The sequence below is a fragment of the Candidatus Woesearchaeota archaeon genome (genome assembly GCA_016214075.1).
In the GTDB taxonomy this organism is placed as follows: domain Archaea; phylum Nanobdellota; class Nanobdellia; order Woesearchaeales; family DSVV01; genus JACRPI01.
Window position 1 is genome coordinate 1 of record JACRPI010000013.1, and the last position, 22,574, is coordinate 22,574.

Annotated in this window: 29 protein-coding genes and 1 tRNA gene; 9 read left to right on the forward strand and 21 right to left on the reverse strand. The window is 39.2% G+C overall.

The features are described 5' to 3' along the window. Window positions 1-102 precede the first annotated feature (102 nt). A complete protein-coding gene (locus HZC31_02430; GenBank protein MBI5002216.1) occupies window positions 103-1,734 on the reverse strand; it encodes a hypothetical protein in 1,632 nt (543 codons plus the stop codon). 360 nt (window positions 1,735-2,094) lie between these two features. On the opposite strand from HZC31_02430, the gene HZC31_02435 reads away from it, so the two are divergent. After that, window positions 2,095-3,855, forward strand: coding sequence for a tRNA uridine(34) 5-carboxymethylaminomethyl modification radical SAM/GNAT enzyme Elp3 (locus tag HZC31_02435; GenBank protein MBI5002217.1), 1,761 nt, complete (start codon window positions 2,095-2,097; stop codon window positions 3,853-3,855). Between the two features lie 6 nt (window positions 3,856-3,861). On the opposite strand, the gene HZC31_02440 is transcribed toward HZC31_02435, so the two are convergent. Further along, window positions 3,862-5,016, reverse strand: coding sequence for a hypothetical protein (locus HZC31_02440; GenBank protein ID MBI5002218.1), 1,155 nt, complete (start codon window positions 5,014-5,016; stop codon window positions 3,862-3,864). 146 nt (window positions 5,017-5,162) lie between these two features. Between HZC31_02440 and HZC31_02445 the strand changes: the two genes are divergently transcribed. Then, window positions 5,163-5,747, forward strand: coding sequence for a DUF1016 domain-containing protein (locus HZC31_02445; GenBank protein ID MBI5002219.1), 585 nt, complete (start codon window positions 5,163-5,165; stop codon window positions 5,745-5,747). Between the two features lie 12 nt (window positions 5,748-5,759). Next, window positions 5,760-6,767 (forward strand): NOL1/NOP2/sun family putative RNA methylase, encoded by a 1,008-nt coding sequence (locus HZC31_02450; GenBank protein MBI5002220.1) that lies wholly within the window; start codon window positions 5,760-5,762, stop codon window positions 6,765-6,767. 1 nt (window position 6,768) lies between these two features. Here HZC31_02450 and HZC31_02455 read toward each other — a convergent pair whose 3' ends face one another. The 9 genes from HZC31_02455 to HZC31_02495 all read right to left on the reverse strand — a co-directional run bounded on the left by HZC31_02455 (window position 6,769) and on the right by HZC31_02495 (window position 13,802). Then, on the reverse strand, window positions 6,769-7,449 hold the full coding sequence (locus tag HZC31_02455) for a hypothetical protein (protein ID MBI5002221.1): 681 nt from the start codon (window positions 7,447-7,449) through the stop codon (window positions 6,769-6,771). A gap of 12 nt (window positions 7,450-7,461) precedes the next feature. Then, complete coding sequence (locus HZC31_02460) at window positions 7,462-8,205, reverse strand: hypothetical protein (GenBank protein MBI5002222.1); 744 nt, start codon at window positions 8,203-8,205, stop codon at window positions 7,462-7,464. Between the two features lie 2 nt (window positions 8,206-8,207). Beyond that, complete coding sequence (locus HZC31_02465) at window positions 8,208-8,774, reverse strand: M23 family metallopeptidase (GenBank protein ID MBI5002223.1); 567 nt, start codon at window positions 8,772-8,774, stop codon at window positions 8,208-8,210. Next, a complete protein-coding gene (locus HZC31_02470; GenBank protein MBI5002224.1) occupies window positions 8,774-9,904 on the reverse strand; it encodes a hypothetical protein in 1,131 nt (376 codons plus the stop codon). The genes HZC31_02465 and HZC31_02470 overlap by 1 nt, the downstream gene beginning before the upstream one ends. Window positions 9,905-9,952: 48 nt before the next feature. Next, window positions 9,953-10,837, reverse strand: coding sequence for a hypothetical protein (locus HZC31_02475; protein ID MBI5002225.1), 885 nt, complete (start codon window positions 10,835-10,837; stop codon window positions 9,953-9,955). A 3-nt stretch (window positions 10,838-10,840) separates the two neighbouring features. Next, window positions 10,841-11,620 carry a methyltransferase domain-containing protein gene (locus tag HZC31_02480; protein ID MBI5002226.1) on the reverse strand — a complete coding sequence of 260 codons (780 nt, stop codon included), beginning with the start codon at window positions 11,618-11,620 and terminating at the stop codon, window positions 10,841-10,843. A gap of 39 nt (window positions 11,621-11,659) precedes the next feature. After that, window positions 11,660-12,244, reverse strand: coding sequence for a hypothetical protein (locus HZC31_02485; GenBank protein ID MBI5002227.1), 585 nt, complete (start codon window positions 12,242-12,244; stop codon window positions 11,660-11,662). A 271-nt stretch (window positions 12,245-12,515) separates the two neighbouring features. Then, window positions 12,516-13,118: a hypothetical protein gene (locus tag HZC31_02490; GenBank protein MBI5002228.1), complete on the reverse strand. Its 603-nt coding sequence runs from the start codon at window positions 13,116-13,118 to the stop codon at window positions 12,516-12,518. A gap of 33 nt (window positions 13,119-13,151) precedes the next feature. Next, on the reverse strand, window positions 13,152-13,802 hold the full coding sequence (locus HZC31_02495) for a hypothetical protein (GenBank protein MBI5002229.1): 651 nt from the start codon (window positions 13,800-13,802) through the stop codon (window positions 13,152-13,154). 329 nt (window positions 13,803-14,131) lie between these two features. Here HZC31_02495 and HZC31_02500 point away from each other — a divergent pair, with 329 nt between their 5' ends. Together HZC31_02500 and HZC31_02505 are read left to right on the forward strand one after the other, a co-directional pair. Then, the gene (locus HZC31_02500) at window positions 14,132-14,368 is read left to right on the forward strand and encodes an antitoxin VapB family protein (protein ID MBI5002230.1); all 237 of its coding nucleotides are present in this window, start codon (window positions 14,132-14,134) and stop codon (window positions 14,366-14,368) included. Continuing rightward, on the forward strand, window positions 14,365-14,757 hold the full coding sequence (locus HZC31_02505; protein MBI5002231.1) for a PIN domain-containing protein: 393 nt from the start codon (window positions 14,365-14,367) through the stop codon (window positions 14,755-14,757). Before HZC31_02500 ends, HZC31_02505 begins: the two co-directional genes overlap by 4 nt. Window positions 14,758-14,813: 56 nt before the next feature. On the opposite strand, the gene HZC31_02510 is transcribed toward HZC31_02505, so the two are convergent. Next, window positions 14,814-15,464, reverse strand: coding sequence for a hypothetical protein (locus HZC31_02510; GenBank protein ID MBI5002232.1), 651 nt, complete (start codon window positions 15,462-15,464; stop codon window positions 14,814-14,816). Window positions 15,465-15,520: 56 nt separating this feature from the next. Continuing rightward, a complete protein-coding gene (locus HZC31_02515) occupies window positions 15,521-15,952 on the reverse strand; it encodes a hypothetical protein (protein MBI5002233.1) in 432 nt (143 codons plus the stop codon). A 144-nt stretch (window positions 15,953-16,096) separates the two neighbouring features. On the opposite strand from HZC31_02515, the gene HZC31_02520 reads away from it, so the two are divergent. Beyond that, complete coding sequence (locus HZC31_02520) at window positions 16,097-16,831, forward strand: hypothetical protein (GenBank protein MBI5002234.1); 735 nt, start codon at window positions 16,097-16,099, stop codon at window positions 16,829-16,831. 27 nt (window positions 16,832-16,858) lie between these two features. On the opposite strand, the gene HZC31_02525 is transcribed toward HZC31_02520, so the two are convergent. From HZC31_02525 to HZC31_02550, 6 genes are all read right to left on the reverse strand, one after another. Further along, entirely contained in the window at window positions 16,859-17,107 is a 249-nt protein-coding gene (locus HZC31_02525) for a UPF0147 family protein (GenBank protein ID MBI5002235.1), read from the reverse strand. Between the two features lie 15 nt (window positions 17,108-17,122). Further along, window positions 17,123-17,455 carry a prefoldin subunit beta gene (locus HZC31_02530; GenBank protein ID MBI5002236.1) on the reverse strand — a complete coding sequence of 111 codons (333 nt, stop codon included), beginning with the start codon at window positions 17,453-17,455 and terminating at the stop codon, window positions 17,123-17,125. Further along, complete coding sequence (locus HZC31_02535; protein MBI5002237.1) at window positions 17,452-17,688, reverse strand: hypothetical protein; 237 nt, start codon at window positions 17,686-17,688, stop codon at window positions 17,452-17,454. The genes HZC31_02530 and HZC31_02535 overlap by 4 nt, the downstream gene beginning before the upstream one ends. Next, window positions 17,685-17,822, reverse strand: coding sequence for a DNA-directed RNA polymerase subunit P (locus HZC31_02540; GenBank protein ID MBI5002238.1), 138 nt, complete (start codon window positions 17,820-17,822; stop codon window positions 17,685-17,687). Before HZC31_02540 ends, HZC31_02535 begins: the two co-directional genes overlap by 4 nt. Before the next feature lie 41 nt (window positions 17,823-17,863). Further along, window positions 17,864-18,196, reverse strand: a complete 333-nt coding sequence (locus tag HZC31_02545) for a 50S ribosomal protein L37ae (GenBank protein MBI5002239.1) — start codon at window positions 18,194-18,196, stop codon at window positions 17,864-17,866. A 127-nt stretch (window positions 18,197-18,323) separates the two neighbouring features. After that, window positions 18,324-18,397: transfer RNA gene (locus HZC31_02550), tRNA-Pro, on the reverse strand. A gap of 91 nt (window positions 18,398-18,488) precedes the next feature. On the opposite strand from HZC31_02550, the gene HZC31_02555 reads away from it, so the two are divergent. Then, the gene (locus HZC31_02555; GenBank protein MBI5002240.1) at window positions 18,489-18,731 is read left to right on the forward strand and encodes a hypothetical protein; all 243 of its coding nucleotides are present in this window, start codon (window positions 18,489-18,491) and stop codon (window positions 18,729-18,731) included. Here the strand turns inward: HZC31_02555 and HZC31_02560 are convergent. Next, a complete protein-coding gene (locus HZC31_02560) occupies window positions 18,728-19,534 on the reverse strand; it encodes a hypothetical protein (protein ID MBI5002241.1) in 807 nt (268 codons plus the stop codon). The genes HZC31_02555 and HZC31_02560 overlap by 4 nt on opposite strands. Window positions 19,535-19,881: 347 nt before the next feature. Between HZC31_02560 and ftsZ the strand changes: the two genes are divergently transcribed. Further along, complete coding sequence (gene ftsZ / locus HZC31_02565; protein ID MBI5002242.1) at window positions 19,882-20,958, forward strand: cell division protein FtsZ; 1,077 nt, start codon at window positions 19,882-19,884, stop codon at window positions 20,956-20,958. Between the two features lie 221 nt (window positions 20,959-21,179). After that, a complete protein-coding gene (locus tag HZC31_02570) occupies window positions 21,180-21,509 on the forward strand; it encodes a hypothetical protein (protein MBI5002243.1) in 330 nt (109 codons plus the stop codon). Between the two features lie 4 nt (window positions 21,510-21,513). Here HZC31_02570 and HZC31_02575 read toward each other — a convergent pair whose 3' ends face one another. Then, window positions 21,514-22,569, reverse strand: coding sequence for a hypothetical protein (locus HZC31_02575; protein MBI5002244.1), 1,056 nt, complete (start codon window positions 22,567-22,569; stop codon window positions 21,514-21,516). Window positions 22,570-22,574: the final 5 nt, after the last annotated feature.

Below are 22,574 nucleotides of genomic sequence, written 5' to 3' on the forward strand. Positions count from 1 at the left end.
AACGTACACATAGTTGGTTCAACCGATTTAGAGGGTTATTGATTCGTTGGTCTAAAAGACCAGATGCTTACATAGGATTATTGCATCTCGCATGTGGAATAATTACATGGAGGTCAATCTAATGGGATAGGCTCTAAGTCTTTCTCTTTTGATTCCAATGTATCTTGTTCCATCAGCTTCTGTTATTTGTACTCCCTTTGAGCTCTCTACTTCTCTTCCTGTCTTTGTGAATAATCCAGAATACACTCTGACATCAATGGGAATTCTTTCTTCCAACAAAGCGGCATTAATTTCATCAACTCTGGTTAGCATTTGCTGTTCATCTTCAGTTAAATCACTCCTTTCTATCCAGTGATATTCGTGTTCTTTGCGTATTGTATCTGCTGTTTGAACCCCATTCTCTTTTAAATAAGTTGCTATACATCTATTTAATTTTACCGGCGTATATTCCATTAACAGTGCATCTTGGTTTGTATTTACGTCATCTGAGGCGAGAACTGCATTTTCCCCATACATTTTTTTAAACGTCGTTACCCAAAGGTTTTTTTGTATCTTCAAATAATTTTTAATACTCAAATTTTCTTTGAACATCTTAATTGTTCTTAGCATGGATATATCATCGTTAATCTCCCCATAGAGTCCATTCTTCGATGGTCCTCTTTTTGCAAACGCATAACATTCATAATACCATTTCTCTGGATCATCATGTGTTCTTTGCAATATTTTCTCGATAACTTCAGTGTTGGTACAATCTTTTAACAGCTCCTCAAGATCATCTAGTGCTTTATCTCTGTGTACGAACATTCTGTCAGGAGAGATATCATCAAGTCCTAAGTCATAACTAAAAATTCCCTCAATCTCTTCTACTCGAACTCCCTTCACAAATAGTGACGTAGTATCATCTTGCATTTGAATAATTCTTGAATTGTATTTTCTTTTAGGGGAACTACCATAATGTGCTTTATTTCGAAATTGGGTCAAATGCCCCACAGCTTGCTGTGACCCAATTTCATAATCCAGCAAACTCGCCGTATTCCGAGTGGGTAATACCTCGCAGCTTGCTGCGATTGGGATACTAGTGAGCGGCGAGTTCTTGTTATTTTCTAGAGTGTATACTGCAAATCCAAAAGGATCATCCTCTCTTTCTTTTTCATCATAAAGTACCGTATAGTCTTTATTAAGAGCTAATACCTTTTTGTCTATTTGAAATACTTCATCAAGAAGCTGTACGCTGGGATTGGTAAACACTGTACGAGAACCTTCTAAGCGATCTCCATTTTCAGTAACTCTAAAACAAAGTCTGTTGATATTGTGTCCACCAATATGTTCGGACTTTCTAAAGGGTTTCGCTCTCCAATTTTTTGAACGATATTCAACTTCTAACCCCTCTTTCAATGCAGCAGATGCAACTCTTTTTAAACCTTCACCAAACTGACCAACACTGAATGGATCTCCTGCTTTTGGTGAAAATAATACTGATAATAATCCCGCATCATATCCTGAACCATTATCCTCAAAAACTAGTTCTGTTGTTTTTTTTGTTCTGTCTGCTTCTCTCCAGTCAACATACACCCCATCTTGTTCTAATTTCACAGAGGTTGTTGTTCCATTACTATCTGCTGGCAGATGATTAGAAATACTGTCAAGAACAATCCTTTCAATTCCCCACGATAATTGTCTAAAATCTTCTAGTACAAGGGATGTTTCAATCTCATACGTTCGTGTTTCTGCCACGTTAATCACCCTCAAGCATTTTTTGGGTTGCTAACTCTATAAAGTGACTTTTGTTTCGAAAGATACCTTCGCCCATCTTTTTCTCGACAGCCTTAATGGTTTCTTCGTCCATTGATACAGATACTTTAATTTTCATGGTAATAAGTAGTAAGAATTCCTCCTTATTTATAAATGTTTTGTAGATTTATCACTATTAAGTAGTATTATTGTGCTTTATGGTCGCTAAACTTTTATAAATCCACTTCTTTTTGTTGCATCTGTGAAAAATTCATATGAAACAGGAAACACTGTCTCCTGAATCATAATGAAAGATAAAAAAGAAAAAGCCAGTCACTGACTGGCCTTTTGTTGAGTGTGTTAATGCCTATGCAAAAAATAAAAGCAAACCTTCAGGGAGATAATACTTTCTACAAAGACATAATCAGCTCTCTCATAGAAAAAACACACAGCAAAAAACAAATCAATCAGTTGAAAACAAAACTCTGCGGAAAATATCATCTTAAAAAAATCCCAACAGACATTGACATCATGCTAAACGCGTCTGAAAAAGAGCTCAAAACAATAAAAAAATACCTGCTCACCAAACCAATGCGCAGTAGAAGTGGCGTTACCCCAATCGCGGTGATGTCTGCTCCATATAGTTGTCCGCACGGAAAATGTACTTTCTGTCCTGGAGGTCCAGGAAGCGAGTTTGGTGATGTTCCGCAAAGTTATACTGGTCACGAACCGAGTACGATGCGCGCGATCAGAGCAAACTACGACAGTTACATCATTGTTTTCAACAGACTGGAGCAATTTGTCGTCTCGGGCCATATTCCGCACAAAGCAGAAGTCATCATCCAAGGGGGCACGTTGCCAGGAACACCGCGAGAGTATCAAATCAATTTTGTGAAAGATATTTATCAAGCGCTCAACGATTTCGGAGCAATGTTTTTCAAGAAAACAAAAGAAGGAGATATTATCATAAATCTCGAAAAGGTAAAAACATTCTTTGAGCTACCAGGAGATATCGGACGAGAAGGCAGACAAGAAAGAATGAACAAAAAAATCCTAAAAGTAAAAAACGAAAAAGCAACAACACTGGAAAAAGAAGAAAAGAAAAATGAGACAGCGGTTATTCGCTGTGTTGGTCTCACAATTGAAACAAAGCCAGATTGGGGATTTGCGGAACATGGGAATCTCATGCTTGAGCTTGGCGCGACGAGAGTGGAATTAGGCATTCAGAGTGTGTACGAAGATGCGCTGAAAATCACGCATAGGGGTCACACGCGTGCGGATTCGATTCGTTCGATTAAAGAATTAAAAGATCTTGGATTTAAATTAAATTTTCATTACATGTTGGGATTACCAAGCACGACAAAAGAAATGGACATCGTTGGTTTGCGAACATTGTTTGACAGTGTCGCGTACAAGCCAGACATGCTCAAAATCTATCCATGCATGGTCATGAAAGGAACCCCTCTCTATCATGTCTGGAAAGCAGGAAAATATCAGCCAATGACCACAGCAACAGCAGCGGAAATAACAGCGGACTTCATGCGTTATGTTCCGCCGTATTGTCGAATTATGCGCGTGCAGCGGGATATCCCGACAAATGTCACAGAAGCGGGAGTGGATAAAACAAATCTCAGACAGTATATTGAAAAAATTATGCAAGAGAAAAATATCACCACAAAAGAAATCCGCGCGAGGGAAGTAGGCACAGTCTTAGAAAAAAATCCAGACATAAAATTCAACACTCCAGAAATTGTCGTTCAGGAATACGAAGCATCCAATGGAAAAGAATTTTTCGTCTCACTCGAAGACATTAAGAATGACACGTTGTTTGGGTTTGTTCGTTTACGATTTCCAAGTCAATGTATAAGAAAAGAGATCACAGAAACAAGCGCATTGATTAGAGAGCTTCATGTCTATGGAGAAGCGACTGCGCTTGGGAAACAAGGAACAGTGCAGCACAGAGGCATGGGAAAACAATTAATGAAAAAAGCAGAAGAGATTGCTTTGCAACATGGGAAGGATAAGATTGTGGTGATTTCCGCTGTTGGAACGCGGGAATATTACAAAAAGTTAGGTTATGAAAGAGAAGGCGTGTATATGGTGAAAAGAATTTTGAAATACTGAGGGGAGCTATGCGCTTTGGTTTTTGAGGTGTTCTTTCAATTCTGCTGTCACATACGGAACAGTATGTTCTGGCGCATCATACATCACTTGCAACGCTCTTATTATTTTTGGTTCTATTTCACTTCTTCTTTTTAGAATACTGTCGTATGCTTTTTCCGGAAGTTCTGTCAGTTGAAGTATTTCTTCTCGAGTAAAGCCAGCGTCCATTGCTTCATACACTTGTGATCCATGTCTGTACCCTAAACATATCATGTCATGCCTAGTTCCGATTTGTTGCATCAGAAATCTATCTTGTTTTTCTCTTCCATAACATTTCATATTCTGCAACGCAACATATCCAGGAACACCCACAAAATACGCGATATCCGTGCTGTTCATTTCCAGGTCAATCGCTCTGTGTACTGCTTCTTTTTTATACATAGGCACTACTTTTCTCTCTCTTGTTCCATAAAGGGGTTCCAAACCGACATCTCGAAATATGCGTGATATTGTCGTGAAGAATATACCACTCTGCTGAGAGAGCTCTTCTAAAGAAAGTTTTTCTCCTGCGTTTTGCGCTTGTCCATATATCTGAAATAAATTCTCCAATTTTTCAAGGGATATTTTTCGAGATTTGTCTCGATTAGTTTTATCATGTCCATAATAATACGCAGCGGCGAGCGCTTGCGCTTTTTCCTCAGGAGCAGCATGCGCAGCATAATGGACAAGATAGGTATTCTTTAACCAATCAATAATATATGTAAGTCTGTTTCTTTTCTGCTCTTCATGTTGTTTTGCAGTATTTTTCTTTTCTGCTTTTTGATTCTCCTGTTCTGTTCTTCTTGCTTTCCAAGCGTCATAAAATCCATGAGTTCTCATATAATTGCTTATTGTCGATGTTGCAATTTTCTCCCCTGTTATTTCTGTTACTTTTACGGCAATCTCTTTAAGGGTAAGAACAGGATCGTTATGAATAAGCGCATTACACTCTCCAGTTATTCTCCCTTTCCTTCCTCTTTTTCCAAATCCTTTTGGCAATTCCCGGGATGTTACTTTGAAGGCATAGTAAAAAGTATGTAAACTTTTCTGATAATGACCTCCCGCAGTGAGCCTTCTATACAAATCTGAGACTGACGCTGCTCCTGCCTTCAACTCTTCTCTTATGACATCTTCTAAATCCATTATAACTACTAGAGAATAACAAAACAGTTATAAAGTTTGCGTTGAAAGACAGAGCAAAAGAATATAAACAATTGTGTATTTTAGACGATTAAAAGAGCTCTCTAAGAGGCAAACAAAATGACAAAATCAAAAGATAAGGTGAAGAAATGGTAAACTTTCCTGAGTCGAAAGAAGATGATTATTTTACTTTACTGTCACGTTTAAAGAAGAGGATTCAAGAGGCACAGGTTAAAGCTGTTATATCGGTAAATAGGGAATTAGTATTCTTGTATTGGGAGATTGGGAGAAATATTTTAGAGAGACAGACAAAAGAAGGATGGGGCTCAAAAGTAATTGACAGATTATCATGTGATTTGACAAAAAGCTTTCCAGAGATGAAAGGGTTTTCACCCAGAAATTTGAAGTATATGCGTCGATTTGCAGAAGAATATGCAAACAAGGAAATTGTGCAAGAGGTTCTTGCACAATTGACATGGTATCACAATATTACGCTCCTTGAGAAGATAAATAATTCTGTGGAACGACAATGGTATGCTCAAGAAGCAATCAAGCAGGGTTGGTCCAGAAATGTTTTGGTACATCATATTGAATCAAATTTGTATCTCAGACAAGGGAAAGTTACGCATAATTTTAGTACCCCATTACCCGCGCCACAGTCCGATTTAGCGCGGCAAACACTTAAAGATCCGTACATTTTTGATTTTCTTTCTTTGGGAGAAGAGGCTATCTAAAAGATGAACAAAATGACAACAAAGACAACAGGCATCCACGAAGATGAATTGAACGCAAAGCTTGAACCATTCCACAACAAAGACAAAGTGGAGTTCAAACCAAAGTTCATCGAACATTACAGTAAACTCACTGATTTCGAAGTATTCAAAAAATATTCTCTCGCATTTCTCAGAAGATCCATACGAGTCAACACGTTAAAGACAACAGTTGAAGAAATGAAAGCTGCTCTAAACAAAGACTGGCATCTCACCCCAATTCCGTGGTGCAAAGAAGGATTCTGGATAGAGCATAAAGGCATTGGTGAAGAAAAAAGAAGAGACGTGGGAAACCTCATCGAACACGCGTTGGGATATATCTATGTGCAGGAAGCGGCGTCGATGATCCCGCCTGTTGTCCTTAATCCACAGCCAGGAGAAATAATTCTTGATATGTGCGCGGCGCCAGGAAGCAAAACAACACAAATCGCGCAATACATGCAAAACAAAGGTCTATTAATCGCGAATGATTTCACCTATCAACGCTTGCAAGCGTTAGGATTAAATGTCCAGCGTTGTGGAATCACAAATATTGTGCTAACAGAAATGCGTGGTCATACATTCAAGGATTTTCAGTTTGACAGAATTTTAATTGACGCGCCGTGTTCAGGAACAGGAACAATTAGAAAATCACTGAAAACATTGTTGATGTGGAACATGGCGGGAATAAGACAACTCGCAGGTCAGCAACGGCAATTAATAGAAGTCGCGTTCAACAATCTCAAGCCAGAGGGAACAATGGTATACTCAACCTGTTCTAATGAGCCAGATGAAGATGAAGCAGTGGTCAGCTTCTTGCTCGAAAAATATCCAAACGCAGTCTGCGAAGAAATCAAACTCAATATCAAGCATGGTCCACCAATCATGGAGTTTGAAGGAAGAAAATACCATGAAGGCGTTAAACATACGTTACGATTATGGCCGCAGGATAATGATACTGAAGGCTTTTTTATTGCGAAGATTCGGAAGAAAGAGTTTAAATAAGTTACGAAAATGCAACAAGTTTCTCCAAAGTACGTTTATCTTCTTCACAAAAATGGAATGATGCTTGAGAATAATTATCTGCGTTCATGATACACTCCCCTTCCTTTAAATGATCCTGTGCTGGAAGATGATGCCCATATCCAAATATTCCATGACCTATCTCATGCGCGAGAAGTGAAGGATATGTTCTTGGTAAAACAATAGTCTCAGCGTGCATATCGATAAGTCCGCGTGCATGGTAGCGACCACTTGGTCCAACAGTAACTGGACCAAAAAGAGTATTATCTTCTCCTCTATAAGGCTGATAAAAAGGAATAATCCGAACAGTAAACCCTACGGGAGAATGGTGTTCGTCAGTTGCAATGGAATCAAGAGGCATGTATTCTGGAAAATTTTCTTCATCGTAGTACGCAAGACCGCGGAGTTGAAATTGAAGTTTTCCATGCGTCGGTTCTCCATATTGTTTGTTCAAATTGTGAAGAAGCGTATCAATTCTTTGTACTGAAATCACTTCTTCGGGAGATCCTTCTAACGGAAGTGGATATTTTGGAGAACTAATGACTGCAATATCAACAGGAACAGGGAGTTTTCGATGAACAAGATCCATAACGACATGAAACATATCCCCACGAGTGTCGTGCCAATATTGCGCTTGGTATTTTGCTGTTATGAGTTGTCGCATGAAATCACTTCTTTACTGAATCACGTCATCATACGGTTTTGTCGCGGCGATTTTCTTTGAACTAAAATGCCACCATTCTGCGGTATTTTCTCTTGATGAAGAGTATGGAGTAAAAGAGGTACTCATCACTGTTCGGAGAAGCTCTCGCAAATCCAATATACTCTTTGTTGGATGTACAAAGTATCCTCTTTGCGCGAAAGCCATTGTATCCTCTTCTGTTTTTTTGTCTCGCGCATTATAAAATTCAGAATAAAGCGAAAATTCATCAAATTGCGAACCCATCCAAACTTCTTGACCATTCAGTGTTGCAAGGGTCACATCAAGTGTTCTTCCATAATTGTGCCCTGAATATTTCCCTTCTGTTCTGTTAATATAAGCAACCCATTTACCTACATGTTTTCCTTTTCCTGCTTGTTCTTGTTCTCTGCCCCACTGCATCATTGCTTCTGATGCTTGTATAGGTCTGTACGCGTCTTTGACAAGAAGTTGGAGCCCATATTGTTTGAGTGTAGCATTTGCTTGAATGAGATCCTCAACAATTTCTGGATATGTCCATGCTTTTGCTGCTTCGTAGCCAGGCAATACTTTTCCCATAAAATTTCTTGTTGTCGCGTAGACAGGATCAACGAGAACAGAGGCGTTTCTGTTTGCGGAATATCGTTCAATACTTACAAATGGATTTGCTGCTGCGAAAGCAGTGTTCGGTACAAGAAGACGAGCAATAATCATTTCTAGAAAATTTCTTCTGGTTGTCATCGTTATTTTCCCTCATGCAATTCTGGAAACAGAATTCTATCATCTAAAGGTGTTCGATAATCTTTGAAGCGAATAGGCACTGATTCTGCGGGGGTTCTTTTACAGACAACAAGATGAAGATGTGGACCTGTGGAAAGTCCAGTATTCCCGCTCCATCCAATCGGTTGTCCTTGTTCTACTCTTGTCATTTTTCCTGTCTTTTTCCAACGTTCTTTTAATTCATAATCAACGCCTTGGAAGTAAAGGTGCGCGTAAATAGCGAATGTCCCATCATTATGACGGATGGTCACATAATTTGTTTCTTTTGTTGCTTTTCTTCGTAACAGAGGGTCTGCGTCTTCATCCAGAAAATGTGTATAATTAAATCTTCCAGAGTCTCGCCAGTCCGCAAGAAAGCCTGCTCGTGCGGCGCGAAGTTGCGTTCCTTCTTCTAATCCAAAGTCTATTGCGTATGTGCTATCATGGAAAGCTCTTGATTTTTTATGTGTTCCAGGAGCTCGTTTTCTATACCCTCCAAAGAAACCTTGAGTGATTTCTGGAACTGTTGAAAAAGGAAGAATGTAGGTCATTAAACTTGCCACCCATATCTCTGAGCAATTCTATTAAAGAAAGGGTGAACTAAAATGGGAATTCCTGTTTGCTGATATGCTTGTTCGTAGAATGCTCTTGGAACAACTTGTGTTTGAGGAACTTCCACACGTTCACAGCCCACAATCTTTGACCATGCGTATGGCTGTTCTCGTTTTGCTTTATAGATTATTCGTAAGGGATGATTTTTATCTTGAGCAACGTCAACGAGCGTATCAAAAACAGGATGTGCTGCTCCATTGAGAAATGCAGTAATTCCAGAATCTTTTCCAGGAGGAGTGTTTACAAAAATATCCCAATACTCTAAGACCAGTTCTGCCACAACCCCTCGTAGTCTGGAAATTTCAGAAGAACTGGTTAAGGATCTATCAACAGCATATCCTATTGCCTCTTCTCCTTTTCGTTGAAGCGCAACTCTATACACTTTTTGGTGAAGTCGCTTTATTGTTTTTCCAATCTTAACAGGAGCGTATGCGTAATCATCTTCGTCATCAAGAGTTACTCCAATTTCTCTGCAGAATTGTCTTGTCCCTTTAACTCTTAATGCTCTGAAACTCAATCCAGAATATTTTGCAGCTTCTTTTGTATCTCCTGCGTCTGCTGCTTTCATTGCTTTTTCTATAAAATGAGCAGAAGGTGTTTTTTCCACTGCTTTGTTTACGATCTCCTCAAGCTTTCCGTTTTCAATAGCAGGTTCTAAAGTAACTTCAGAAAAATCAATTCGTACAGTATAACTACTACACGCATTTTTGATGTGCGTATCTGTTTCTTCAAAATCTCCTTGCCCTGCAAAAATATCCGCAACCTGTTGTTGTGTCGTTCCGTAAAGAGCAAATGCTTCTCGTAAAACTCGTGTCGCTTCTCCATGTACTGATGGACTTCTTTTGAGAATAGCGGAGTAGACATCAAGAACTCTTCTGAAATCATCTTCTTCAACTGCTACTCTTTTCATTCGTTGATACTCTGCTTCTTCAGAACGAGGGAGAGGAGCATTGTAGCGAGGAGTAGGAAAATTACTCTCCTTTAAAGGAGAGTTCTCATTCAATAAAAATTTATCACTTAAATTACCCCATAACGGAGTAATTATTTTTTGGTCATCAAATTTAGCCATGTTATCATTACCTTGTTTTCATTATTCATTCATAAATATTTTTGTGCTTTATGGGCATGCAATAATCCTCACTTTTCGTTCTATTCCCTGCACAGTATCTATCATTTTATATGAAACTCCTTGAATTTGTATAGTTTTTTCATCTTTTTGTGGTTCTGCCTGACCGTACAACGCGTCAAAGACTTCCCAGGGAAAATGTGCTTTATCAGAAAATAATGTGTCTGTCAATCGAGAAACCAAATCCCAATCACCTGCTCGAACAGAGCGTGAAACAACGATCAACGGAGTTTCAGGATCAGATGTTACCGTTGTTTCATCACCATAATCTCCAACCATAACAGTCCGCAGTGTTTCATATCCAACTGGCGCGATCAATCTTCGCGCGAGATAAAGGTCTTTTCCATGCGACACTGGTGTTTTTGTGTGTGGATTAACGTATCGTGTAGTTTCATCAAATGGTTCTCGCGTTTGTTTATGAACGACAGAAAATAAATGAATTGTTTCTTGACGTCTTTCTTGCTGAAGGCGCTGATATTCTTCACTTTGGTCTTGACCCGTTTCAAGAAGTTCTTCTATTCTTGCGCTTCTCTCTTGGGCTCGATGTCTTCCTGTACTAGTTTCTTCATCACTAAGAAAAGCAATTCTTGCTTGATAATCGTCATCCACCTTTCTAAATGTTCCATCTGGCAGCACATACAGTTCTCCTCTTTTTTCTCCAATGCTTTCTCTTCCAAAATATCCATCAAGGAGGGTATTAACTGAAGCAAGGCATTCTTCTCTGTGATTCAGCGCGGTTGTTGCGATGTACAGTCTTCGTCCTTTCTCTTTCTGGTTCTTTAAAAAATCTGAAACACCAGGATAGAGCCCCAACCATTCTTCTCTCCAATTTCCAAGCGTCTCGTCTTTATCCAAAAAAAGAATGTCAAGCGTCATTTCTTACACCCCAACATACGAAGGAATTGCAGTACCAACCTTTTGAAATCCCTTAACCTCAATTCCCGCTTTTTGTATTCTTCTTTCAGTCTCCACATCAAGAAGTACTACTCCTTCTGTGCTCAGAACTCCTCTCAAATTGTACATCACTTTCTCTATATTTTGATCAGGAAAGTATTTTAAGATGTTTCTACAGGTAATAACATCAAAAGGAAGATCTGCTATTGTAGTAAGAGCGTCAGTATCAAGAACACTGCATTCCTCAAATCGTACTGCGTCTCGTAGTTCTGGAGCGACAGTGTATATTTCTCCGCTTTGGGGAAGATATTTTTCTTGCATCGCTATTGGCAGTATCTCATCTGTAATATTCAGGCTGTAATATGCTCCTTTTCTTGCGATGCGAAGTGCTGCAGGATTGACGTCAATGCCAACGATTGTTGTTTCAGCGAGTCTTCCCCCTTCTGCAAAATACATTGCGATAGAATATGCTTCAGCGCCTGTTGAACAACCTGCGGACAAAACTCGAGGTGCTCTATTTCTCTGGCATAATGCATACACAATTTCTCCTATCATATTTCTATTAAAAAATGTTGTCGAAGGACAAATAGAGGCAAGATTTGTTTCTCGCGATTCAGGATTTTCTGCTATTTGTTCTAATGTTGTACAGATGCTTGTAACACAAGCAGAATCAGAAAGATCAAAGAGAATTGCTGCATCCATGCCTGTAAATCTCGAGACGAGTTCAATGGTTCGAGAACGAGTGTCTTCGTGTTGTTTTGTCATCGCTGTTACCTTGTTCCTTTTATTTCTAAATAGTTTTATTTATTCACTCACATACCCATACCCTTCATAATAACTTTCATCAACTAAACGAATGTCAAAATCTTTTTCTGCGACAACAACATTCCACGAATCACAGCCGTATTTCTTTCCCCAGGAAATTTCTTTAGCAGGATCATAGTCATAATCATCGCAGGTAATAGTAACAAGGTGACATTCCCATTCTGTTTCGCAGGTATATTCAAAATCATAACATGCTTCAAAGCCATAGTCTGAACAATATTCCTCAATACGATCTTCTTCAGATTCCGCGAATGTCTGATCATCATCGCTAGATGCAATATCACGCGCTTCGTCATATTCCGCTTCAAAAGTCTTTAACTCATTATATTCCTCAAAGATCGCCTGCTTTTCTTCGTCAGTTAAACCATAATCTGTGCTTTCGTATTGTGCGCCTTCATAGCCTTTCACCACATGCTCAATTTCATACGAAGTATAAGTTCCTTCAGAAGGATACGTATATGCAATTTCTTGAGAAGTCTCAGTACCATCCATAAACAAGAGTACAGTAAGTGCAAAGAATGCGAGTACTCCAATGCCGAAAATAAATTGTAGTGTTTTTTTCATTTTTTCCTTCTTCTCTCTTTTTTTCAATAGACAAACACATTCCACAAATCGCCTTGCAAGTCCTTGAACACAATTCATCCTTTTATTATTTTATTAAATAAAAATAATACTGAATATGATCAAGCGACTCTAGTACGCGGTAAATGGAACTATACGACAATAAAAAGAAAGGAGCCAGCATTCCAAAGGAATGCCCCCAACCTTTCCAAAACACCTAAGAAACCCGCTTATATTTAAAGGTTTCGCTATTTTATCACTATTGAGTGGTTAATTAATGAAGAGAAAAGACTTTCCCCATCAATCTGCCTGTGCCATCTCTGTATGTCTCAACATGGAAGAGCTCGCTATGAGCTGCAACTCCATCACTTTGCATAAGAAGCATATATGTTCCTTGCCTTGTGTGCTGTCTCATAAATCGCGCGACTGCAAGCTCATTATCTCCTCCATTAAAGACCGTGTCAATTATGGAAGGGCGTAATCGAAGTTGAACATACGTTCTCATGTCAAGGAAATCTCCATACGCAAGAATAGGATATGGTGATTCGTTCACAACAGGTAAAAGTCCTTCTTCTCGAAGTTTTCCAATTCGTTTTTCAGCAAGTGCATGAATGCGTCTGTCTCCTTCTACGGAGTACGTTCGCATATTATATGCTGCGCCGAGTGCTGCGACACGGCCATCGCCGCCTCCTGCGTCAAGAAACACATCCCCATACTGTAAAAATCCTTCTTCTGATAAGACATGGAAAAGATCCTTCAAATAATCAATTCTCGTTGGTCGATAGCAGCCAATCGAAGTTGCTCTGTGCCGTCTTTCTTCATCGGAAAATCTATTATAAAATCGAACAATGTCATCGATACGTCGTTGATCTATCATAGAAGAAAGAATCGTATTTGAAAATATAAAGGTTTATAGCGATGCAAACGGGTTATACCGCGGATCGAGGAACTGCGGAAACGAACTCTTTCTCAATGCTTCTTCATGCATCTGTATAAGTGCGGGTAAAGGACATGCTTCTCTGAACGCGGTAAGATAGATTTCAGCTCGTCGAGCGCGCTCAGGATTCGTGTATGGTTCGCAGGGTGTTGGATCAATAATTCGTCCGATACATCCTCCTAAAGCAAAGAACAATTCATTGCAAATCCCTCTGTCTCTTTGTCGTTCATCCTCAATCTTTTGTCCAAAATATTTCTCCAAATATGCGTCATCCACGAGGATAAATTCATCAGGTACTGCAAGAACAGGTTCTTCTCCCTCAAAAGCAAAATAAGGTCCATCCATTTTTCTTTTAATGGAATCATAAGGCCATTGTTCTTGTAATCTTCTGAGAACAACGCCGTGCGCGTGCGTCTTGCCAATCAATCGAATCACTGCGTCTCCTGCTGCTGTTGGTTCCGATGTAGGATAAAAAGAAGTTGCGGTCTCTCTTTGTTCAGTCGACAGATATGGAATTCCTGCAAGAGTAAGATATGCAAGAAATGGGTTTTCTTGTTTCAAAGTTTCTGTTCGAGAATAAGATCCCCCTGCAACACGTTCCAAAATATACGCATCAAGGGTCATTAAAAATGATTTTCTGTATCTCCTTCTTTTTATAGTTTTTTATTTTAATCTAAATCACTACTTTCAAGAGTTCCATAGGAAATGAAGGGGTTCCTACAGTAGTATACACATCAGTATACTTAAACATTGTAATCACCACGACCAAAGAGTTCCATAGGAAATGAAGGGGTTGCCATAGCAGTATACAAAAGGCTATACTCAGCTTTACCGAGAATAAGTGACAGTGATTGTGTGTTACTATAAAGGAGTTCCACAGGAAACAGGGGGGTTGTTACGGAGTTGGGGTAAAAGAGAAAGTATTAAATACATGTACATACATTTACTTTGCTATGGCAACAAAATGTATTACTATAACTGTTGAAGCGTATGGGAGACTTGCATCACAGAAGCAGGAAAGAGAAAGTTTTAGTGATGTGATTAATAGGATAACTCCAAGAAAAAGTTCTTTATTGGATTTGGTAGGTTTACTTTCATCAAAAGAAGCTGAGGATATGAAGAAGCATATAGCTGAGGGACGTAAAAGAACAGAAGAAAGAATGAATAAAATTGCGGAGTTGATGAGATGATATTCGATACAACATTCCTTATTGATGTTATGCAAAAAGATGAAAAAGCCTTATCTCTATTGCATCTATTTGGAGAGAAGAGCGAATATGGTCTTGTATCTGCGGTTTCTATTTTTGAATTACATAGTGGGCTTGCACATTCTGGAAAATCTCTCTCCGAACAAAATAAAGTGAAAGAAGTTTTGGATAAACAGCGCATTATTCCAATAGATGCTCTTCTTGCAGAGAATGCAGGAGATATTCATGGAACGCTTATAACGCGAGGTCAGATGATTGGTTCTATGGATTGTCTTATTGCGGCAACAGCACTTCGTTTTGGAGAAACTGTTTTGACAAGAAATGTGAAAGATTTTCAAAGAATTTCTGGATTAAAAGTAGAGACGTACTAAGGCTTCGCTGCCTTCCACGCTTTCTCAAAATAATCTCTGTAATGTTGTCGCTTAAATTATAATTTAACCCCAATCGTGCTTGGTCCTCTTCTCCACAGTTGCGGACCATCAATCACAGTAAAACCTACTGCTTTCAAATTATCACGAACAACTCGCGCGCAGCTGTACGTTGCGAGTCTGCCATTCTGCACGAGTCGTTTGTAGATTTCTGCAAAAAATGGCGCTGTCCAGAGTTGCGGACATTTTTTCGGAGAAAAAGGATCTAAAAAAACAACATCAAACTCTTGATGTATTGTCTTGATAGTCTCTGTTGCGTCGCCCAAAATAATTTTGATCTTCACATTTCCTTTCTCATAAGTGTAGTGATTCTTCACTGCTTCCTGCATCATAAAAAAGTTTGTAAACGGCGCTTCAATTTCAGTAATTGCCTGTAAAATGTCAGGATCTATTTCCAAACCAACTGCCTCAATCGCGCAATCTGGATTTTCCTCGAGCGCGGCGTCAATTGCTGCGACAGTGTTGTAGCTTAATCCAAAACAGACATCGAGAATTCGTACTTTTCCTTTTTTCGCGAGTTCTTTGATTTTACATGGCTCGACGAATTTCTTCACTGCTTCTTCTTTTGCGCCAGATCGTGAGTGATAGGATTCATCAAACTGCTCGTTGTGAAAAGTAATTGAGCCGTCTGGGGTGATAATCTTCTTCATAATAGAAAAAAACAAGAAGTACTTTATAAGAATTTAGTACAAAAAAGAGAGAGCGCCTAGTCATCATCAGCAACATCATCTTCAGCGCTGCCTTTTTTCTTTTTCTTCTCTTTCATTTTCTTAGTTACGTCAATGTTTGCTTTGCATTTGCTGCATGGAAATCTAAACGTCAGTGCGCCTTCAATATTTTTTCGCTTGAACAAACCAGTATATTCTCCTTTTGCAGAACAAGCAGGACAAGTATAAATTGCGCATGCGGTTAATCCTTCCTCATACGCGGTCTTCTCAACGGTATATTTGCATGCTGGGCAGACGTATTCTTTTGCGCGGATTTTAACGTGACCATCTTCAGCGGGTTTTCCCATTAATGCTTTTTTGCATTTTGGGCACGGTTGTTTTGAAACCCAGACAATAGCTTTGCCGACGCCAATTGTTCTATTCGTAAAATAAAGAAGATTGTCCATTGATTCAGGAAGTTCTAATGCCATAAAATATCACCAAGAATTTTGAGTTTGAGGAGATTTATAAAATTTTGGTTCAGCACCCTGTTTCCCTACTCCTACAGAAAATAGATGCATAAAATATATAAATTATATAAAATTAATAGTTCTGCTTGAATTAAAGGTTTGAAAATGGTAAAAAGTTGTATAGGGGTAAAGAAAGCGGAATACATTGGTAATGGTTTGCCAGAATCAGTAAATGATTTAGTTGGGGTAATTACTCAGTTGAATCATAATCAAGTGGCTGTTCGGCAGCGGATGGTAAGAGATGTAACCAAAATGGATTTTTATTTCTCTTTAAATCCTGTAACAGTTCCAGTTAATTGTGTAAAATTTGGAAAAGTACAGCTTGGTTCTCGCGGTTGCACTTATGAAGGCTTATTTCCAATTCCTGCAGTAGAAAATCATTTTTATCGCGTTAGAATCTATTTTGATAATCAAGGAAGAAGAGAGTCATCTGCAGTTTTCACAGATTTTGAAGAGGACTTAGATGCGCTCGTTAAATACGATACGCGAATTACTGACGATCTTAAAAAAAGCCTTAACGGAACCTTTCATGCTCTTTCTGTAAAATATCATGGACAGCAGACCAAATATATGGGGCCAGTAGATAAACTTGGTCTGTACGCAAGCGGAATTCAAATTGGTCATTTGTATGTTGGAGAACAGCGTTCTGTAGGAAGTTATGTGGGAATTACATGGCAACCACGATGCCTGATGACCGACGCAAGCAAGCCTGCAGATGTCCAGGGTAATGATCGTTTCAGAGTTACAGCGGAAGCAGAGAAATTTAGGTTGCATCAAGCGGGATTTGGAGAATATCTCGTTCCTGAGAGAAAAGGACTTGCATATAGGGGGTTGGTTTGAATCCTATTCAATAATTCTTTCTTAGAATTACATCATCTCAAGCGCGCTAACGACATTCCAGATTTGTGTTCGTGTGTACGCCTGTAAATTAGTATCTTCAACAACTTCATCAAGTTCGCTTAATGCTTTATCTTTTCGTAAGAGAAAATCTTCTTTTTCTTGTTTGAGCACTTCAACTATTTTTGTTAATTTTTCTTTGACATTTCGAGGAACAGTATTGTCTACTGCAATCTCCTCTAAAGCTTCTACAATGCTCACTATTCGTTGATCTTCCATGGTCGTCACTTCTATTTATTTTGCTGCCTGCATTGCTTTCATGATTTCTTCGCGCAGTGCTTTTGCCTGATCTTTCAATAAGGTTTCTTGTTTTTCAAAACTTTTTACTCTGATTCCAATACGATCTTTTTTTTCTGTCAATTCTTTTTCAAGATCTGATTTTTCAGAAGCAACCATGATGTTGCCAATAATTCTGTACGCTTTATCTGTTTTTTTTAATTCTTCAAGTGCGGATTCGACTTCAAGAAGTTGCATCTGAAATTGTTGTCGCTGTTTGAGAAGATGTTGCATATTTTGTTCAATTGCCTGAAGCTGCTGGATTTTTTCTTGTGTTTGTGTGTTTGTCATGGTGTTTCCTCTGCGGCTTTTTCAAAAACGCTGAGCAATTTAGTGATCGTGTTTAATGTTGCGCGCAACGCGGTTGCGTCTGTCGCGGTGATCGCGAATTGCATGTTTTCTTTTGTCGTGTGAATAGCCACAGTGCTTCGTGGTGTTTGCATGCTTGCGAGTTCTGCGTCAAAGCAGTGCCGTAATGCAGAAACACGAGGAGATGTGACGATGATTTCAGCAGTGAGTTTCATCGTGCTTTTACTTTTGTCACAGTAGCGCGTGCTTTATAGAGCATTTTAGAGCCACAGTATGGGCACCGCACTTTTTTTCGTAAAAATTCTACGCCAACAACTTTGTTGCAATCAAAACATTTGTATTCAACCATTTTGAACCTCAGCTCTTAAAATATTTGTAAAAATAAAAAAATTAAGCAGATTGTTGTTCATCTGCTTGGACTTCTTCTTGTTCTTCCTCGAGGAATTCTTCTCCTTCTTCAGGAGTTTCAAGAGTAAGTTCTTGTTTTGTTTCCGCTTCAACACTCGCTTTCTTTGGAAGAGTGTATGCCTTTCCTGTGAAAACAGCGGCGCATTTTGGGCATTGCCAAATTCCGACTGCCATTCGCTTGACTGCGTTTTTGTGGCAGAATGGGCATTGATAGTTTGTTTTCTGCATTGCTTCAACAGTTTCTACTTTCTGTCGAAGTCGTCGTCCGTATCGTGGACCATATCGTTTTGAAGCTCCTTGTCTTTTTGTTTTCATGTATAACACCTTAATTTTGATTTTTCTTTGAAAAATGGTGGGGCTACCCAGATTCGACCGAACGCAGTGAGCGTCGCACCAAAAATCCGCGAGGATTTTTGTGTGTGTTCAAATCTGGTTAATAAAATGGGGCTACCCAGATTTGAACTGGGGTCTTCCGGCCCCAAACCGGAAAGGATAGCCAAACTACCCCATAGCCCCGTCTGAGCGTGAGTCTATTTTGTTTGACAAGTGAAGTTATTTTTAAATGTTTGCAAAAAATATAAAAAAGAACCTTATTTATGGGATTTAAATGAAGAAAGAACAAAAAATGGTTATTTCTGAAACCATCTTAACAATGCTTGCGTCAGAAGATGTTCTAAAAAAAGATTGGGATAAGAAAGCTGATGAAAAGTGGAATAACAAAGGTAAGAATGATAAAATGAAGGAAGAAATACAAGAAAGATATGCGAAGAAAGTATGCATTCTTGAAAAACAAGAAGGAAAGCAATTCAAAAACATCATGGAGCTTAGAAAAATAATTAAAAATCACTAACCCCCAAGCAATCGTCTAATTTCCAGACTAAGATACTTTCCCCTTTGTTCGAGTATCGCTTGTTTCCAGTAGTCGGGGATGAGGCTTGGTTTATAGAGCAGCATGACTGTATAACCAGCGTCGCTCTGATATTCACTAACGACTGCTTTTCCAATGGTCGCGCTTATTGATCCCATGCCGCGATCAAGCGGTTGGTGTGAAGAATCGGACGTATACTTTCCCCTCTCTTGTGTAAAATCAATTAAAGAACCAGTAGGATGTCTTAATTTTCGTCCTGCTCGTTCTAAGCGACCAAGAATTTGCTCGTACGATAAAGGAGCGGTTATTCTTCCTCTTCCAGGATCTGTTATTTCCATGAGCGCGCCCTCTGTTCCTCCGCGAAATCGCGCGATGACTGGACCACGCGCTCCATATTTCGCGCCATGTTCAAGCGCGTTGTATACCATTTCATGATGCGTGTGATCTTCTGAAAATCCAAGAAGTACCAAATTTTGTTCCTGTTCCCATGTAAAAAATTCCTGAAGAATTCCAATCCCTCCTAAGCAGGAAACTGCTCTCCCTGCTTTTGTTGTTTCCTCAGCGGCAAAACCGTATGTCAGTTGCGCAAGACGCCATTCTCTTAGTTTTTGCGTTATCGTACACTCTTCAGAAATAGTCCATGAAGCGTCCATGACTCCCTCAACAACTCGTTTTTCAAGACCAGGACGAGGTTTAAATTTACCCCATTCAGGAACTTCATACGGCAATAAATCTCCAATCTCAGCCAACGCTTGTTCTCTGGTTAGTGTTAAATCAATGCTCATAACGAAGGGAAATCAGACAAAATTTATAAAGTTATCTCTTGTTAGTGGTTAATTAGGGTAAATCTTCCGCATTTTCTTTTTCCATCCCCAAGCAGTAACAAAAACCTTCTAAAGTAGTATACAAATCTCTACACTAATCGCTAAAAGAGTAATATTTAAATAGAAGTATTCCTAGAAAACAGAGCAGTTATGATTATTATAGTGAATTGCTTTAATAATTGGATGTTATCCAATTGAAAAGCAATTCACTTATTATGGGAAAACTGATGGAAATTAAGTTTGGAAGTTCCGAAAATTAATGTTTTCCCATATAAGAGCATCATAATCAAAAAAAGAGGTGAACAGTGATGGAATTTCTTGTAAAAGACGCGTTAGGACAGCAGTCCGACATGACGAAAGGTTTTGCTGGAGCGGCAGTTGGTCATGCGATGATTAAAGTCATTGGTTGTGGAGGAGCAGGCAACAATATGGTAAGCTGGCTCTACAAAAAAGGAATCAAAGGAGCAGAAATTTTTGCGTGCAACACAGACACGCAGCATTTGGAAATTACTCATGCTGATAAAAAATTCTTGATGGGAAAAGAAGTAACGCGCGGTCTTGGCTGCGGTGGCTTTCCGCAGAAAGGAGCGGAATCTGCGCAGGAATCTATTCAGGAAATTAAAGACGCGGTCAAAGGAGCGGACATGGTGTTTGTGTGCGCGGGAATGGGCGGAGGAACAGGAACAGGTTCAGCGCCAGTCATTGCGCGGGCGGCAAAAGATGTTGGCTCCATCGTCATCGGCACAGTAACAATGCCATTCAAAATCGAGCGAGCGCGAGTGGATAAAGCGGAATTCGGATTGCAGCAGCTTCGCGAAGTTTCTGACACAGTTATTGTGATTGACAACAATCGACTTGTTCAGATTGCGGGAAACTTGCCAGTACAACAAGCGTTTGCGGTCGCGAACGAATTAATCGCGACAATGATTAAAGGAATTGTTGAAACAATTTCAGTTCCATCATTAGTCAATCTTGACTTTGCGGACGTCAAAGCAATTATGACCAATGGCGGCGTCGCGGCGATTGGCGTTGGTTCTTCTGATACAAACAGTAGAGTGGAAGAAGCGGTCAAAGGCGCATTAAGCAATCCATTGCTTGAAATCAGCTACGAAGGAGCGACAGGCGCGTTAATTCACGTGCATGGTGGTCCAGACATGACGCTTGAAGAAGTCGAGCGCATTGGTGAGCTCGTCACAGAAAGCATGGATGAAGACGCGAACTGTATCTGGGGAGCACGAGTCACAGAAGAAATGAAAGGCAAGATTACAGTCATGACTATTATGACTGGCGTCAAGTCTCCATGGATTCTTGGAAAACAAGATGCGAGATCAAAAGTCAAAGAACAGAAATTAAAAAGCGATGAACTCGGCATCCGATTCATTTAGTTTTTTTAATTTTTTATTTTTTCATATTCACAAAGTTCACAAGTATCATTCATTTCATATTTGAAAAATATAAATAATTTAAACTAAAATTTAAATAAAATAAAACACGCACCAAGAAAAGACCTATTACACAATTTAACCTTTTATTGAAAAGTAAATTATTTAACAAATAAAAATCAGCGATGAAGCCAATAAAGTGATAAAATCAAAACGGTGATCTCATGGCAGTAACCTATCCGTGCAAACGATGTAAGGCGCAAGTTGCGTTCAAGGATGTCCATTATTCGAATAATGGAAAAGACATGTTGTGTACGATGTGTTATGAAGTGACTATCAAAAAGCAGACAGTCAAAGAAAGGCCAGTCGAAGTGCAGAAAACTATTTCTGGGAAGAATATGAAAGAAAAATATCTCTGTGTCAAGTGCAGATATAATTTCACCTATCAACCATCAGAAGCAGCGCTGCGCTGTCCACTTTGCGGAAACGCAGAAGTGCTCAAGGATGATTATAACGCGGATAAACTGTTGAAAGAAGCGGTTGATGTACGGTAGTTGATTATCCATATCTATCCGCAAACTGTTCGTTATTTACTTTCTTCCAGTGTTTATGAAATAATGGGTTGTGTTGTTTTTTTTGTTCTTCAACTAATCCTTGAAGACGCTTCATTTCTTCTGTATCTTTTATTTCTACATGGTCCGGTTTCTTCACATGCTTCTGCAAGGCGTACAACCAACTTACTGCGTCATCATACCTCTTCATTGATTCTAAATATGCTGCAAGTTCTTCTACCCTTGCCTTGAATTCTTCATAAAATGGATCAGGAGAAACATCAGAAAATCCATACTTCGCTCGCGTTTCTTTAATAAGCTCATCTAACACAGCAATAACTCTTTCTTCCATAAACCTGTGTTTATCGCCTTTATCTTTTGCTTCTAGTGCTTTTAACTCAGTATAAGAGGAACTAGGTAAACCAGTAAGCCTTTTCATCCTTGAAGCATAAGAAAGCAAAGTATCAAATGAAACAGTCTCAACAGATATTTGTTTTATTTCCAATAACTCTTCTTCTCTTTCAAGAATATACTCCATTATGTGCGCTCTTCCTCCTAACTCTCCTGCTCTTCTTTCTGTTGCTCTGATTTGATCCAAAAAAGAAAAATATGCATCAAGGTTAAAAAAACTGTCTGGAAGAACTGCAACCTGAGTAATAAGTGCATCCTCAAGAGTATGAAGCGCTTCATTATTTGAGTCTATCTTAATAATTGTTTTTTCGGTAATAAGTAAAGTATCCTGAACCTGTTCCATGGCTTCTCCAAAGGCAATCTCGCTTTGATAGAGCATTCGTTTATACGCTTCTAATGCAGCGGTCGTATTTCCTCTTTGGTACTCTTCCTGCGCAACTCGGCGATGTATTTCAGAAAGCGCAAGGAATGACCCTCCTTTTGGATCATCATAGACGTGAACTGCTTCTCGAAGTTCATCAACAATAAGAAATCGATATCCAAGAATGCGAGGCATAAGGTCATACACCAAAGCGTCAGCACGCGCAATCGGTTGTCCCGTTCCTCTTGAGATAACTTCAGTTGGAAGCTTCACTGTATAAAGCGGTCCCATAACAG